The following is a 15,781-nucleotide window of genomic DNA, read 5'->3' as shown; positions in this document are numbered from 1 at the left end:
ACTGGTAACGGAAGAAATGGTGATGGCAATGAAGCCTGGTTCTGTTGTCGTTGATGTTGCCATCGACCAAGGTGGAATCGTTGAAACGATCGATCAAATTACAACACATGACAATCCAACCTATGTCAAGCATGGCGTCGTTCATTACGCTGTAGCCAACATGCCTGGTGCGGTTCCGCGGACCTCTACCATCGCTTTAACGAACGTTACTCTTCCATATGCATTGCAGATGGCAAACAAAGGTGTATATAGAGCAATCGCTGAGAACGAAGCATTAAAACTTGGAGTAAACGTAGCAAATGGTGAAATTACTTTTGAAGCAGTTGCCAAAGATCTTGGTTACGATTATGTAAAATTAGAAGATGCTTTAGAAAAAAAGTAAAGAAGCTATTTTAGCGTTGTAAAAGCCACCCTATGGTGGCTTTTTTTGCGATGCATAATCTTAACTCGGGAGGCACAGCTAGGAAGTCTTAAGCTAGTTTCGAACCAAGCCGAGTACAGTCTGTTGTACTTGAATAGAAGAGTAAGCAACATTGTACTAAGGGGCATGCCCGATCGTACAGTACAGAAAGTGGACATTCTTGTTATTATATAGAGGAGACATAGAGGAGTGGTTACATGGATCAAAGTAAAAAATCTAATTATAGCTCTGAAGATACGCTTAATGTGATGCTGGACTCAAGGGGCCCGATCATCGCGTGGATTATTGCGGTCTATTTAGGTACGATCATTATTGAATCGCTTTCTACGATACGGGTGATTCCATTATTGTTTTTTACAGGAGTTCTGCTGCTCCATATCTCCTTGCATTGGCATTGGAATTCATTAACCGCAAAGCGGCCTTGGATTTATTTTTTCTTTCAAGGTATCCTCATTTCTGCAGCTGTCTTACTCATGCCAGTGGGCTATCCCTTATTATTGATCGGTCTTTACCCCGTTCCGATAGGGCAAAGTATCGGGGTGTACCATAAGAAAATCAATATCTTCATGGTTTCCATCTATTATTACTTTTTGTATGGCATTTTAACGGTTTGGATGGCAAACGTTCAACAAACCGTGTCGCTTCTTCCTTTTCTATTTTTGATGACTGTTGTTGTCGTTGCGGTTGCCAATCTTATGTTACGGCAATTCCATGCTCGTATACGTACGCAATCCTTTCTTAGCGATCTTGAATCAGCACATCGGAAAGTGGAAGAACTGACTTTAGCGAACGAAAGACAGCGCATGGCTCGTGATCTTCACGATACCTTAGCTCAAGGTCTTGCTGGGCTGATCATGCAATTAGAAGCGATTGACGCTCATTTATCAAATCACAATTCCAAGAGAGCCCATGAAATTGTACTCCAATCCATGGAACGGGCGAGATGCACGTTATCCGAAGCCAGACATGCCATTGACAATCTGCGTTCGAATTCAGCTGCGAATATTGATTTAGTGGAAGCGGTACGCAATGAGACAGAGCGGTTTACGCAAGCTACAGGCATAGCCATCTTATTGAAGATGGACCTACGAGATGACTTTTCAAAGCTGCTAACCGAACATCTCTTGCACATCATCAGAGAATGTTTGACAAATGTTGCTCGGCATGCACAAGCGCACCAGGTATGGCTAACGTTGAGCAAGATTGATGAGCGATTGTTAATTATAATTAAGGATGACGGTAAGGGATTCGATGCAAATCAGATAGGTAAACATCCCGGTCACTACGGATTGTTAGGTATTCAGGAACGTATACGTATCATTGGTGGAACATGGCTGATCACCAGTAACGATCCGAATGGAACGATTATTCAAATCGAGGCACCAATGGCTAAAGGAGAACAATGATGAAAAAAGTACTGATTGTGGATGACCATTTTGTAGTAAGAGAAGGTCTTAAACTCATCATGGAAACAAGTGCTGATTTTCAAGTTATAGGGGAAGCTGAAGATGGCGAGTCTGCTATACGCTTAGCGGAAGATCTCCAGCCTGATGTCATTCTTATGGATCTAAATATGCCCAGAATGAGCGGGCTTGAAGCGATGCAGGAACTAAAGAAGAGGCATGATGATATTCCAGTCGTTATACTTACCACCTACAATGAAGACGATCTAATGGTCCGCGGCTTGGCACTGGGAGCCAAAGGATACCTCCTCAAAGATACGGGACGTGAACATTTATTCAGGACCCTTGATTCCGCGATTAGAGGCGAGACGCTCTTGCAGCCAGAAATTATGGCAAGAGTATTCCAAGCGAAACAGAGCGAAGATACCCCAAAAGTAACAAATGATAAATTATCATTGTCCGATAAAGAACGTATTGTTTTACAAGCAATCGCGCATGGATATCGCAGCAAAGAAATTGCTTTCGATATGGGCATATCGGAACGTACGGTCAAGGCTCATTTGACTAATATTTATAACAAGCTGAGCGTGAATTCAAGGTCTCAGGCAGTTGCAATTGCAGTAGAGCGTGGAATGGTGAACTTGTGAGAAGAATTCAATACCGTCGTTCAACGTACACAGAAGTAATTTCTGGAGTGCGTTTTTTTATATGGAATCATACGCTGAAAGGGTACGGAAATTACCCAAAGGTACATGCCCTTATGTACGATTTCTAAAATGAAAAAACACGTTAAGATAAACACATAATTCAAAACAACAACATGAAGGGAGCTTTAACATGGCAAATTTTTTTTACCGGCTCGGGGGATGGGCTTTCCACAAGAAAAAATCAGTATTGATCGGAACATTAGTACTACTCCTTCTCGTTGTGGGGATAGGGATAAATAAGGGCTCGTCATTTACTGAGGAGATGAGCATCCCTGGGACAAAAGCGGAGCAAGCATTACAAGTTGTAAATACAGCATTCAATACCGGTTCAACCGCTGAAGGAACGATTCAGTTTATTTTTAAGGCACCCGAGGGTCAAACCTTGGAGACTGCGTCTACAAAGAAGATTATACAGGACACACTAGAATCAATCCGAAAGGATAAAGAGGTAGCTGCAGTCGTAGACCCATTTGAAACTGGAACTATAGGCCAAAACAAGGAAATCGGTTTAGCGGTTGTGACATACAAAACCTCCGCAGCTGAGGTCACTTCAGAATCAAAAGAACTTGCAATTAAAGCTGCGGAACAAGCGAGAGATAATGGTCTCCAGACAGAGCTCAGCGGCTCCGTAGCATTAACCGATATGGAGATCGGCGGGATATCCGAAGTAATCGGTGTATTAATTGCATTCATGATCCTAGCGATAACATTTGGATCTTTCCTTGCAGCCGGCCTACCCATCCTAACCGCTAGTATCGCGCTAGCGCTAGGTATGATGGGGATCTTTATTAGTTCTCATTTCTTTGACATGGCATCGTTCTCGTTATCCGTTGCGGTTATGTTGGGGCTTGCCGTTGGCATTGATTATGGTTTGTTCATCATATCGAGGTTCAGACAAAATCTTATGGAAGGCAGAGAGATGAAGGAAGCGGTAGCGCTGGCGAATGCAACAGCGGGCAGCGCGGTCGTTTTTGCAGGTCTTACTGTCATCATTGCTCTTGTAGGACTCTCTGTGACAKGAATACCGTTCATCACAACAATGGGTATATCAGCAGCATTCGCCGTTTTATTAGCAGTTATCGTGTCACTTCTGATTGTTCCAGCGATACTTGGGCTGGTTGGAGAAAGAATTCGTCCAAAAAGTAAAGCAAATTCGCACAAAAAGGTTCATGGCCGTAATGATTATACTAGCCGTTGGGGAAACATGGTTACCAAGTATCCATTGCCGCTTGCAATTGCTGGAATCCTACTCTTAGGTGTTATTGCCCTCCCGGCACTTCATTTGCAGACAGGTCTTCCTGACAATGGATTAAAATCAACGGAAACGACAGAACGCCGAGGGTATGATCTGCTCTCAGAAGCTTTCGGCGAGGGGTATAATGGCCCCCTCATTGTTGTAGCCAAATCTGGTACTACTAATAATGCGCAAACAATGATTGCTAATGCTACGAATGGGTTAAGTTCCCTGACAAACGTTGCAAGTGTAACTCCACCGTATATGAGTCCATCAGGTGATATTGCCATTTTGACTCTACTGCCTAAAACGGGGCCTCATGATATAAAAACGAGCGAATTAGTTAGAACAATTCGGAATAGTTCGGAAGAGACGAAGCAAAACTATCAAGTTGAACTCATGGTTACAGGATCGACTGCAGTTAATATTGATCTTACGGAAAATCTGAATAAAGCCCTGCCACAATTTGCAGTGTTAATTGTCGGTCTCGCGTTGATCCTTCTTACTATGGTATTCCGTTCTATCCTTGTTCCGATTAAAGCGGTTATTGGATATCTGTTTACGCTTGCAGCAACACTCGGATTTGTTGTATTCGTCGTACAGGATGGCAATATGATCAGCATGTTTGGGATCCCAATAGCAGGACCTGTACTTAGCTTTCTGCCAATCCTTGTTGCTGGAATCCTGTTCGGTTTAGCGATGGATTATGAAGTGTTTCTTGTTAGCCGAATCCGTGAAGACTTCACTCACAAGGGAGACCCAACAAAAGCTGTTCAGTTCGGAATCAAAAACAGCGGTGGCGTAGTTACTGCTGCAGGTTTGATCATGGTGGTCGTCTTCGGAAGTTTTATATTCGCTGAGGATACGATGCTTAAATCAATGGGACTGGCTTTGTCATTTGGCGTTCTGGTCGATGCTTTTATTGTGAGACTGATGATCGTTCCGGCAGTAATGACACTCTTAGGACGTTCTGCTTGGAACGTGCCTAAATGGCTGAATCGTATTATGCCCAATATCGATGTCGAAGGTGAAACTGTCATGAAAGAAGCTGAAGCAGAAAACATCTCGCGGGAACGAGAGCTCAACATTTGAAGACAACAGAGCTGCCGAGGAAACACAGAACAACAGACAGGGATCGTTCTCTATGAAGACTTGGCATCATTGATAACGGTCTCGATATAGATTCTCAGAGTTTTGATGAACGTGCGCATGGCGTATCCGACATACCTGTCGCTGCGGTAGATCAGAAAAAATAATAGAATATCATCAAAAATGAAACATAGAATCTTTGATCTATCTATAGACTGAAGGTTCTTTTTCTTAAAAATTTGCAGTTAGAGAGGCTACGGATAACACGTACTTCAATCCCATTCTTTCACAATTTGTCAACATTCGTAGCTCTTTCTAGTCATGCAAGCTCTGCCGAGAGGCCTCTATAATGAAAGACATGCAAGAACGATAGAGGAGGCTGGCGAAAAGGTAAAAACAAAGTCGTGCCGGATGAGCAGGTAGCCGTTCAGCTCCTCGTGAAAGGCATGCCGCTAGCTGATGTGGAGGTCGATGTGATTCGCCGAAGCAATTCGGATGGGCAAGTGTACAAAACAGACGCCAAAGGAATCCTTTCTTTCAAGACGGGGCCTGCCGACTACTACTTGGTCCGGGCGGAGCGGTGAAGCTTCCGATCGGGGAAACGAATCCGATTCCTGCGATTTATGTGAACGGCAAGCTTGTGCCGTCAGCGGGGATCCAGCTCGTGAGCGGTTCAACGGTTGCGGATGCGGCCTTCGTAAGGCAGCATATCGATGCCAGCTATGCCGGACAGGGACTGTCGGACTGCGGATCGCTGCAGAGGGACAGGGTGCGACGGTGGAATACTTGCCGCCTGTAAGGGAAACTCGCGCTGCCGTCCTGATCTACACGAAGTAGGCACGAAATAATCAACCATACTGAGAAGCCGCCCTTATCGGCGGCTTCTGCTTATATAGGAAGGGATAGGGATGCAGAGGAGATTCTGGTTCGGCGTTTGGATCGCGATCCTGAGCTGACCGCTCAGCATGCCGCCAACAGTCCGGTCAAGGTAGAGATCCCGCTCGAATATGTCGAGGGGGGGCCCGGACCCCTACGGATACGAAGGTTTCGATAAGCATACCTATGCAGCTAAGGGCCAATATTTCAAGTATTTCGGGCCGCTAGATCCTCACGATCGCCATCCAGGATCGCCGCCTTCAAACGTTCACCTACGAGCCGACCATAGAGATGCCTTAATGAACCGCATGAGGATGTTCACCGTGAATTGGGCGCCATCGACGTGATGATCGTCACTCGTATGCACGGACAAGGTAATCGGGTTCTCCTGAAGCGCCAAGGCGGGGTACGCTGGCAATCTCAATGCGAATTCGATAGGGTCCCGCCTCGTGCGTAGTCGCCTCCTGGTAGCTCGTAGCCGAGGAATGCCAGTGGAGGCGATTACGGCTCCGCTGCGAATAGCTCTAACGAGTCATTATCAAGAGGCGCGATCTTCGATACCATGGAAGGGAGCAATGAGCCAAAGGAGAGTCCACATGTCCTACAAGCAAATCAAATGGTTAATCCTGGCGATTCCCACTCTAACCATTGGTGTTTGGGAATACGTCAGGCATCAGTTCCTGCTGCCTTACCTCTCCATGGAGGTAGGGAACTGGCTGGCGCCGGTTCTGGTTTTCATGGTTACGATGATTTTCCTCACGCAGCTGTTCTCCATGCTTGAGGACATGCAGGAGGAATTGAAGAAGGCGAGAGCCACACGTGCGGCGCTGGAGGAGCGTGAGAAGCTTGCGCGCGAACTTCATGACGGGATTGCCCAGTCCTTATTTTTACTAGCCGTGAAAGTAGATCAATTGGATAAGCAGCGTGCCGGAGAGTCGTCGGATATTCAAGGATTTCGACAGACCGTCCATGAGGTGAACGGATACGTACGACAGGCAATCGCCAATCTGCGTTATCCAGCGACCACCGAGTCGCTTCCCTGGATCGACCTCATGAACTCGTTGGCCACGGACCTGAGCGAGGAGACAGGACTCCATGTGGATTGGAATTGGAGGCTGGAGGAAGGGCGGCTGTCGGCCAAGGAGAAGGTGGAGCTATACGCTTCGGTCCGAGAAGCCTTCCAAAATATAAGAAAACATGCTCAGGCGGATCAAGTCTGGGTGTCAGCCATGCCRAACGGCGAAGGGTGGATCATTAATGTGGAGGATAACGGAATAGGGTTGGTGGGAGAACCTCTAGTCCGGGAGACTAGCTTTGGTCTGAAGATCTTGAAGGAGAGGGCGGAGGAGATGAACTGGAAGTTTGATTTGTTTCGTGAAAAGGGAAGAACAGTGTGGTGTCTTCGGAAGGAGGCGTCCTCATGAATCAGCCGTTCCGCGTTCTGTTAATCGATGATCATAAGCATGCCCGGGAGGGGATGCGGACGATTCTCGAGATGGACCCGGTCTTTCAGGTCGTCGCCGAAGGCCGCAGCGGCCAAGAGGCCATTCAATTGACCRCAGAATATATGCCGGACCTGATCCTGATGGATATCCATATGCCGGACATGGACGGGCTGGAAGCAACGAAAACGATCAAGACGCACTATCCCTATATCAAGATCGTCATGGTCACCGTCTCCGACGATATTACCCATCTGTTCGAGGCGCTAAAACGCGGTGCTCAAGGGTATCTGCTCAAAAATCTATACCCGGAGGAATGGCACCACTACTTAAAAGCGATCGCTTATGACGAGGCCCCCATGAGCAGAGAACTAGCGCTGAAGATCCTCCAGGAGTTCTCCTTCCAAGAGAAGAAGCCCTCCACGGAGAAAACGCCTCTGACCGGACGGGAGAAGGAAATTCTGAGCCTTGTTGCCCTGGGGCTGTCAAATCGGGATATCGCCATAAAGCTGGACATTTCTGAGCATACCGCCAAAAATCACCTGAAAAACATTTTGCAAAAGCTCCATCTCGAGAACCGTGTCCAATTGGCGCGTTATGCCTTTGAGAAAGGGATGACGAGAAAGTAAAGGAAGACGAAAACAGCCGCGACTCGCGGCTGTTCTAATCTGATCCCCTACTGTTTCTCGGCCTCACCGACCAGAGCTTCGATGTCCTTCAGAATCTGTTCATTGTCCATTTCTTCGCCCATCTTATAGATTTTGCGCACCTGATGATTCCCGTCAATGAGCAGCAAGGAAGTGATGGTGTGGACGAATTGTCCGTCCCCCAGCTTGCGAATGTCGATGTTATACCGGGCGGCTAGTTGCTTCGTCTCCTCCTCTTGCCCGCGCAGCACGGTCCAGCCACTCATGTCCATCCCCATTCGTTTGGCGTATTGTCTCAACACCTCGGGCGTATCCCTCTCGGGATCGAAGGTAATCGCGAGGAACTGGACTCTCTGGCCGAACCAGTTGTTCTCTTTCAGCGGCGATTGCAATCGGATCAGGTTGGACGTGGTTGCCGGACAAATATCGGGACAATGGGTGAAGATGAACTCGACCAGGCGGATTTTACCCGTGAAAGAGTCTTGGCTGATTGACTGTCCATTCAGATCCGGCAAAGTGAAAGCCGGGGAGGACATGACCACTGGGAGCTTATGGTTCGACTGGAGAATCGTATAAAGCAAGTAGCTGACCGCGCCTAAGAAGAGCAGGGCAAATAGTAGATGAGATCGTTTGCTATTGAGCATCGACTTATCAGTCTCCTTTCTAAGAAATTCATGCTTTATTGTACATGAACGCACTCGGTCTGGAATCCCCAATAAGGGCTATCCAGACGGCTAAGTGTGGCAAAGTCGCGAACGAACAAAGGAGAGGAAACGTCATGAGCGCGAGAAAGAAGGTTTGGTGGGGGATCGGAGGCGGCGTGTTGGTGGTATTCGTGTTGCTTTGTATCCCGTTTCCATTTTCCCCGCCAGGTGATCTGAGGATGATCCTAGACCACAACCAAAAGGTCTATGTGGCACCGCCGTGCTTCGAACAAGCCCAGATTACGAATTATCTAACGGAAACGACATGGGCGAAGGCTCAAAAGAGGGACTATAAACCGGAATCGACCTGCACAGCGGATTGGATGAAACCTGTGCAGATGACAATGGGGCAGAGACTGATAGTGTGGCTGGGGGTTACTCCCAGTTCATTTCCGTGGTGGAGTAGTAGCTGAGCGCACAACTGTCATCGTTTCTTAACAGAAATGACTCTAAAGAGTCATTCTAGACGGAAGGGCGGCAAGCTAAGATAGGGAAGTCAGTCAATCTCATTCTTAGGAGGAAATGATTCATGATTATAAGAACGTTCACCGGTTTAGCTATGCTGCTAATCCTCGGAATGGCCCTGCTGGGGTGCGGAACGCAACCGCCCGCAGTATCGAAGGAATCGCCTAAGCCATCGGTATCTACGGTGGGATCCGATCCGTCTGGGGCGAATCCCTACTTGACCTTTGACGATCAAGCGGGAAGAAAGATCGTGCTGAAGCAAAAGCCGGAGCGAATCATCGTACTCAACACGGAACTCCTGCAGGTATTCGATCAAGTAGGGGGAAGAATGGTCGGCCGTGCGACCGCTCCTGGGGTGCCTGTTCCAGAGAAAGCAAAATCGGCAGAGGAAGTGGGGCTTATCAGCGAGGTCAATCTGGAAAGAATATGGGCGCTAAAACCCGACTTGGTTATCGGACAACCACTATTCCACTCCAAGCTCGCCGCCCAATTCGACCAGTCCGGCATTCCCTTCGCCATCCTGACCATCAAGAGTTACGACGATATGCAGAATAATGCGCGACTGCTTGGCAAAGTGGTCGRCAAGCCGGACGAAGCCGCTGCCGCTGTGAAGAACATGAACGAACGCATCCAATTGGTCCTGGATCGTGTACCTGACGCAAAACCGAACTTTGCCCTGCTGACTTTCATGATGGGCAGTGTCTCGATTCAGAAGAGTTCGTCGATCGCGTTGGACATCGCTGAGCGATTGAAGCTCAAGAACGTCGCCGCTGCCCAGGTAGGCGGGTCGATGGGTTCCATTCCGTTCAGTATGGAGAAGCTTGTGGAACTGAACCCTGATTATTTGCTCTTCGTGGTGCATGGAACCGATGAGGAAGGCGAGCAAATGCTCAAGACTAGCTTGAAATCGAATCAAGCATGGGCCTCGCTGAAAGCAGTAAAAGAAAACCGATACACATTCCTCCCCTCATCCCTGTTTGTTAACAATCCCGGCTTGAACCTCGATCAATCATTCGAATACATGGCTAAGCTGGCTTATCCTCAAGCCTTCAGCAGGAATTGAGTATGAGAGTTTGGATCAGAAAGCCTGCATGGCGGGCAACGAGTCTGGTCATGTTCCTCCTCCTGGCAGTCGGTGGCCTGCTCACAAGCCTGTCGCTAGGGGCTGTGGATGTGCCGTTAACTGAAATTCTGCAAATTGTAGGAGGGAGAACCGACAGCGATCATTACTCGATCATCTGGAACATCCGCTTGCCTCGGACGTTGATCGCCGCCCTTGCCGGAATCGGACTGTCACTATCCGGCGCTCTGCTGCAGGGCATCTTGCGCAATCCGATGGCAGACCCCCACATTATCGGCATCTCCTCCGGGGCTGGCCTGATGGGTATCATGATCCTGCTGATCTTCCCTGGACATCCGGAGTGGCTGGTTCCAAGCGCCTTCTTGGGAGCGCTGCTGGCTACTCTTCTTATCTATCTACTCGCATGGGACCAGGGGAGCTCGCCCATGCGGATTCTATTGTCCGGGGTTGCGGTATCGGCTCTGCTGAACTCGGGCATCTCCGGCTTGTTTACGTTCTTCAGCAACCGGGTGGAAGGCGCGGTTTCCTTCATGATCGGAAGCCTGGCGGCCAAGAGCTGGATCCATGTCGGGATTTTGTGGCCCTATACGCTGGCCGGAGCCGCTGTGACTTTGATCGGTGCCCACCGGATGAACATCCTGATGCTGGGCGAGGATGTGGCCCGGTCGCTTGGGTTGAACATAGAACGCTACCGCTTGACCATGGTGGCGGCTGCGGCCTTGCTGGCGGCCAGCTCGGTCAGCATAGTGGGGCTGCTCAGCTTTGTCGGCCTGATCGTGCCGCATTCCGTCCGCCTACTCGTGGGGTCCGATTATAGGCTCTTACTGCCTGGCTCGGCTTTGCTGGGCATCGCCGTGCTCACGCTATCGGATACGGCGGCCAGATTGACGTTCGCCCCTGTCGAACTGCCGGTAGGCATCGTGATGGGTGTGGTCGGCGCACCATTCTTTTTAATGCTGTTAAGGAAGCGAAAACAATGGCTGTAATGCATAACATTACGGCTTTTTTTTATTGGTAATGGATGTATGCTCTTGTCGCCTGGAACAAAGGAGTTTCACCGATGAAATTCCTATAAGATTGTTTGAAAGCGCTTCCGAAGTCAGCGTGCAAAGGCGAAGTCCTTTTTACCGGACATTCCGACGGAGGTGAACATGCCTGGGATAATACTTTTCCAAATGGTTACTATAATAAAAAAATGATTATTGTGGAAGGTGTAGAATGAAGTGGACTTTTTAAAAAAATTGTTTTCGAAAACAAGAACGAAAAATAGCTCCCATATGAAAATAGGTGTCGACCCGTCGATAAAAAAAAATATCGAATACATCGAAAACCAACTGTTTCATTCCAATGATCTAAAACAACGAAGCATTACGTTTAATCAATCTAAGGGACTCATTGTTTATTTAGAATCCGTGTCCGATCCATCTAAAATTCAAAAAGATATCATTGAGCCTATCGAAGAAAAAAGAGAAGGAACCGCGGAACATGTCATTACTTCTTTGGAAATTACGAAAAAAACGGATTTGAGCGAGGCGCCCCATACATTAATTCAAGGAAAATGCATTTTGTTTTTCGAAGGTAATGCACATTTTTTTGTTGCCGATGTATCTGCTGCTCATAAACGAAGTATCTCGGAGCCAGTGAACGAAGGAGTTATTMGCGGCGCTCATGATGGTTTTATAGAACACCTCATGACCAATCTTTATCTTGTTCGAAACCGAATCAAGAATCCGAATCTGGTTGTCCGTTATTACGAAATCGGTAAGGCAACCAATACCAAAGTAGCTGTTCTCTATATGCAGGATCTGGCGAATCCCGATCTGATCAAAGAAGCGGATCGTAGAATCGGATCCATTTCGATCGATACCACGGTCTCGTCCGGATCCATTGCAGAATTGATTGAAGACAATCCGTTTTCCCTATTTCCGCAAATCTTACTTACGGAAAGACCGGATCGGGCGGCAGCTCATCTCATGGAAGGCCGTGTAGTTATCTTAGCCGACGGGGACCCGTCGGCGCTCGTGTTACCGGTGACTTTCTTTGCTTTTAACCAAAGCCCGGACGATTATAACAGCAGATGGATTGTCGGATCTTTTATCCGATTAATTCGTTTGCTCAGCTTTATCATTGCATCTCTAATGCCTGCTTTGTATATTGCGGTTATCGGCTTTCACCCCGAAATACTTCCGGAAAATCTGATTTATTCAGTGAAAAGCAGTATAGATAAGGTTCCGTTTCCACCTATTGTGGAAGCTTTTCTTATGCAGATTACTTTGGAAGTACTGCGGGAAGCAGGGGTTCGGTTGCCGAGCCGAGTAGGTCAAACGATCGGTATTGTTGGCGGCTTGGTCATTGGGGAATCGGTCGTGCGGGCCGGATTGATTTCATATCCGATGGTAATCGTTGTCGCCTTAACGGCTATTTCTTCTTTTGTCACTCCGTCTCATGAAATAAGTATAGCGACTCGCATTTTGGGCTTCCCGCTCATGATCATGGCTGCGATGTTCGGCTTGATCGGGATTACGTTTGGCATGCTTTTCATCTTGATTCACTTATGCAAATTAGAGTGCTTTGGTACTGCCTATTTTGCGCCTGTCATGCCTTTTCGAATGAAAGATATGAAAGATACATTTATACGTTTTCCTCTATGGAGTTTGAATCAACGCCCCCATGATCCGCATCCGAAACGGATGAATCAAGAAAGATATTCAAGAGGGTGGGTACAGGATGATCGCGGAAAAGAGTAAAATTACGCAAGGGCAGTTCATGTTTTTTGTAGTACAGTCCCAAGTTGGCGTGGGAATATTAACGCTTCCTCATAAACTGCAAGCAACTGCCAAGGGGGGAGCGTGGATTTCCGCATTAATCGCCGGAATAGTTGTACAGATCATTATTTTGATGTTGTGGGCTCTTTGCAAACGATATCCTTCCGATACGATATATGGCTTCTTGCCGAAGATTACCGGGAAAGTTATTGGGCGTCTGCTTAGCTTTGTTTATATCGGTTATTTTCTACTTTCTGCGGGAACGGTTCTAACCAAGTTTGCTGATGTCGTGGAAAGATGGGTGCTGCAAGATACGCCTAGATGGGCAGTATTAATTCTCGCCCTTCTGACCTGTATGTATTTAGTCAAAGAAAATCTTCGCGTCATTGCCAGACTGTTCGTCATCTCTTCGTTTACGATCGTTGTGATGGTGGTATTTTCTTTGAGCGGTTATGTAAATGCGAACTTTAACTATATTTTTCCTATAGCGGAAGCGGGATGGATGAAGATCATTCAAGCTTCCAATGATGCATTGTTTCCTATGGTCGGGTATGAGGTCATATTGGTGATTTATCCTTTTGTCGAAGGGAGCAGCGGCGGGAAATTAAAGGCAGCTTCTTTAGGCAATATGATCATTACGCTGTTTTACACCTTCGAGGTATTTACCAGTTTAGTCATTTTCAGCCCTGAGGTCATGCCCGCGGTTTCGGAACCTGTTCTCTTCATGCTGAAAGGTTTTTCTTTCCAGGTTATTCAACGGATCGACTTGATCTTTTTATCGTTGTGGATCTTCGTTGTTACCACCGCCACGGTCTCCTGGATATACATGGCAACGGTTGGTTTGGGCTGCATCTTTCACCGTTGCGAACATAAAAAGGCCGTCCCTTACGCCGTATTCATCCTGTTTATTTTGGCTATGATTGCTCAAAACCCTTCGATCACCGACTTCTACGATCGAATGATTGTGATTAACCATTATACTCTAGTGATTGGGCTACCTTTGATATTACTCTGTATCACGTTTTTTATGAAAAAAAGGAGGATGCAACTCAGATGAAAAGGATCTGTTTGTTATACGTGATTATCCTCCTTTTTATGACCGGATGTTGGGATCAAGATCTGTTAAAGGATGCCCGGTTGATTTATGGAGGGGGATTCGACCTCGCGCCGAATGGAAAGCTTCAATCCACCTTAGTCATTCGAGACGTGCCTGCCGGTGAACAACAAAGTCCCCAAAACGATATTATAGTCACGGTCGGCAATACGCCAAGGGAAACACGCGATTATGCGGACGATCGAGTATCGCGGAATCTTCGCGCTTATAAAAATCGATTTATTCTCATCGGAGAAGAATTGGCCAAACAAGATATATATCGGATTCTCGAAGTTTTTTACCGCGATCCCAAGAGTGCCTTAAACGCCAGAATCGCTGTGGCGAAAGGGAAGGCGGCCGATATACTTTCCCGTAAAAAAGTCGGGAATGTTTTGATCGCGGAAGAAATTGACGAATTAATCAAGAGCAAAGAAGGAAGTACAACGGTTCCCAAGGTGACGCTTGAAAAGATTTACCCAAGTATGTTGGACCCCGGGGAAGATTTTGTTCTTCCTTACCTTGTGGAAGAAGGGGGCCGCGTTGTCGTTTCTCGTATTGCGATGTTTCATGACCATCAGTTCACAGGCCTGCTCAGTTCCGATGAATCATCGATGTATATATTTTTGAAAGGCATGAAAGGAAAATTGGCGAGATTCACCAAAAAAGTAAACGTCGGGAATAGCGATAGCTACTTGACCTATAATGTGGAAAAATCAAAGCGAAAAATGAAAGTATTGATTCAAAAGGACGGTAAAATTACGGTTCAGTTAAATCTAAAATGGAAAGTGAGTATCGTTGAATATCCGGAAGACCGCCTAGAAGAGAAACAAGTAATCGAGCAATTAAACAAGTCTATATCTAAAGAGATGACGGAATTAGCAAAAGAAACGATTAAAAAAATGCAAAAAGCGCGCTGCGACGGACTAGGGATCGGCAGACAACTTAGTGCATTCCATCACCGAATTTGGCAAAGCCAGAAGGAAGATTGGGGCGGCAATTATCAAAAAGTGAAATTTGTTCCTATGATTCAGGTGGAGATTACGAGAAAAGGGATCATAAATTAACCTTGATCAGCCCGAAGAACCGTGGCAAGGTTCTTTATTTTAATACAACGTTGGAACTGGAGGGCAAGCGACTGCTTCGATCAGCCGGGGATCGATGCCGTAGAACAACCAGTAAGCCCCATTCCAGAAATAGCCGGACACTTCGCCGTACTCGACGCGGGTGGGGTAGAACCAGAAGCTGTTCCCGTTCAATAGCCAAACATAAGTGTATTGGTTCAAGCAATCGATGGTATAGGACACGGCCGGCTTAGGTGGAATGTAAGCGGGCGGCGGTGAGGTTGGCGGTTGTCTCCATAGCCGCATTGGTGGAATAAATGACATACGGTTCACTCCTTCAGCAAGTTTCTGTATACAGTATGTAGGTGTATACCTCTATTGCTTGTGTAGCCGCCTATCCCGCAAATTTGACCTCCTGGTTGTCAATCCGAAAACGAACAAAACAACAATAGCTACTGTATACGACAGCCCTCATCATGACCGCATGGTGGGGGCTGTTCGCTTAAAGTTATATTTTCATACCAACTGGGGAGACCTTGGGATGGTTTGTGCGGGATGAACTATAGCTCAATAAAACAACTAAGACGCGGCTGTCGGCATTGAAGGGGCAGCCACATTGACACGTTGTCGGCGCGTAGGCTACGATGGAAAAATATACGAATTTAGTTGAAATTAGGAGGAGTTGCGCATGAAGACGGAACTGCTTACGGAACGCGTCCGTATCACGCAAAAACGGTTGCGCAAAGAGCTGCTAGGCAGCGTGCTCGACGAGTTCGACGGACAGTTGATGGGG

General features: G+C 47.2%; 15 protein-coding genes and 1 pseudogene. 14 read left to right on the top strand and 2 right to left on the bottom strand.

Features of this window, described 5'->3' with window-relative positions; translation table 11 throughout:
* The 8 genes and pseudogenes from AC1DWB_RS27355 to AC1DWB_RS27320 all read left to right on the top strand — a co-directional run.
* Positions 1-382: pseudogene (locus AC1DWB_RS27355) on the top strand (alanine dehydrogenase); the annotation flags it as partial.
* A gap of 236 nt (positions 383-618) precedes the next feature.
* Positions 619-1,827, top strand: coding sequence for a sensor histidine kinase (locus tag AC1DWB_RS27350; protein WP_477544265.1), 1,209 nt, complete (start codon positions 619-621; stop codon positions 1,825-1,827).
* Positions 1,824-2,471, top strand: a complete 648-nt coding sequence (locus tag AC1DWB_RS27345) for a response regulator transcription factor (RefSeq protein ID WP_477544264.1) — start codon at positions 1,824-1,826, stop codon at positions 2,469-2,471. The genes AC1DWB_RS27350 and AC1DWB_RS27345 overlap by 4 nt, the downstream gene beginning before the upstream one ends.
* A gap of 190 nt (positions 2,472-2,661) precedes the next feature.
* Positions 2,662-4,857, top strand: a complete 2,196-nt coding sequence (locus AC1DWB_RS27340; RefSeq protein WP_477544263.1) for an MMPL family transporter — start codon at positions 2,662-2,664, stop codon at positions 4,855-4,857.
* Positions 4,858-5,258: 401 nt separating this feature from the next.
* Positions 5,259-5,438, top strand: a complete 180-nt coding sequence (locus AC1DWB_RS27335) for a DUF4198 domain-containing protein (RefSeq protein ID WP_477544262.1) — start codon at positions 5,259-5,261, stop codon at positions 5,436-5,438.
* Entirely contained in the window at positions 5,435-5,653 is a 219-nt protein-coding gene (locus AC1DWB_RS27330; protein ID WP_477544261.1) for a hypothetical protein, read from the top strand. The genes AC1DWB_RS27335 and AC1DWB_RS27330 overlap by 4 nt, the downstream gene beginning before the upstream one ends.
* Before the next feature lie 673 nt (positions 5,654-6,326).
* Positions 6,327-7,154 carry a sensor histidine kinase gene (locus AC1DWB_RS27325; RefSeq protein WP_477544260.1) on the top strand — a complete coding sequence of 276 codons (828 nt, stop codon included), beginning with the start codon at positions 6,327-6,329 and terminating at the stop codon, positions 7,152-7,154.
* Positions 7,151-7,801, top strand: a complete 651-nt coding sequence (locus tag AC1DWB_RS27320) for a response regulator (RefSeq protein WP_477544259.1) — start codon at positions 7,151-7,153, stop codon at positions 7,799-7,801. The genes AC1DWB_RS27325 and AC1DWB_RS27320 overlap by 4 nt, the downstream gene beginning before the upstream one ends.
* 47 nt (positions 7,802-7,848) lie before the next feature.
* Here the strand turns inward: AC1DWB_RS27320 and AC1DWB_RS27315 are convergent, their stop codons facing one another.
* The gene (locus AC1DWB_RS27315; protein WP_477544258.1) at positions 7,849-8,463 is read right to left on the bottom strand and encodes an SCO family protein; all 615 of its coding nucleotides are present in this window, start codon (positions 8,461-8,463) and stop codon (positions 7,849-7,851) included.
* A 134-nt stretch (positions 8,464-8,597) separates the two neighbouring features.
* Between AC1DWB_RS27315 and AC1DWB_RS27310 the strand changes: the two genes are divergently transcribed.
* The 6 genes from AC1DWB_RS27310 to AC1DWB_RS27285 all read left to right on the top strand — a co-directional run bounded on the left by AC1DWB_RS27310 (position 8,598) and on the right by AC1DWB_RS27285 (position 14,991).
* Positions 8,598-8,936, top strand: a complete 339-nt coding sequence (locus AC1DWB_RS27310; protein ID WP_477544257.1) for a hypothetical protein — start codon at positions 8,598-8,600, stop codon at positions 8,934-8,936.
* A 116-nt stretch (positions 8,937-9,052) separates the two neighbouring features.
* Positions 9,053-10,051: an ABC transporter substrate-binding protein gene (locus AC1DWB_RS27305; protein WP_477544256.1), complete on the top strand. Its 999-nt coding sequence runs from the start codon at positions 9,053-9,055 to the stop codon at positions 10,049-10,051.
* Positions 10,052-10,053: 2 nt separating this feature from the next.
* Positions 10,054-11,055 carry a FecCD family ABC transporter permease gene (locus AC1DWB_RS27300; RefSeq protein ID WP_477544255.1) on the top strand — a complete coding sequence of 334 codons (1,002 nt, stop codon included), beginning with the start codon at positions 10,054-10,056 and terminating at the stop codon, positions 11,053-11,055.
* Between the two features lie 291 nt (positions 11,056-11,346).
* Complete coding sequence (locus AC1DWB_RS27295) at positions 11,347-12,816, top strand: spore germination protein (protein WP_477544266.1); 1,470 nt, start codon at positions 11,347-11,349, stop codon at positions 12,814-12,816.
* Positions 12,797-13,891: a GerAB/ArcD/ProY family transporter gene (locus AC1DWB_RS27290; protein ID WP_477544254.1), complete on the top strand. Its 1,095-nt coding sequence runs from the start codon at positions 12,797-12,799 to the stop codon at positions 13,889-13,891. Before AC1DWB_RS27295 ends, AC1DWB_RS27290 begins: the two co-directional genes overlap by 20 nt.
* Entirely contained in the window at positions 13,888-14,991 is a 1,104-nt protein-coding gene (locus tag AC1DWB_RS27285) for a Ger(x)C family spore germination protein (protein WP_477544253.1), read from the top strand. Before AC1DWB_RS27290 ends, AC1DWB_RS27285 begins: the two co-directional genes overlap by 4 nt.
* A 39-nt stretch (positions 14,992-15,030) precedes the next feature.
* Here the strand turns inward: AC1DWB_RS27285 and AC1DWB_RS27280 are convergent, their stop codons facing one another.
* Positions 15,031-15,312 (bottom strand): transporter, encoded by a 282-nt coding sequence (locus AC1DWB_RS27280; RefSeq protein ID WP_477544252.1) that lies wholly within the window; start codon positions 15,310-15,312, stop codon positions 15,031-15,033.
* Positions 15,313-15,781 lie beyond the last annotated feature (469 nt).

This window comes from Paenibacillus sp. P4_E11, assembly GCF_056401635.1.
Note: the sequence above shows the minus strand (reverse complement) of the source record. Positions and strands in the feature narration are given on the sequence as shown.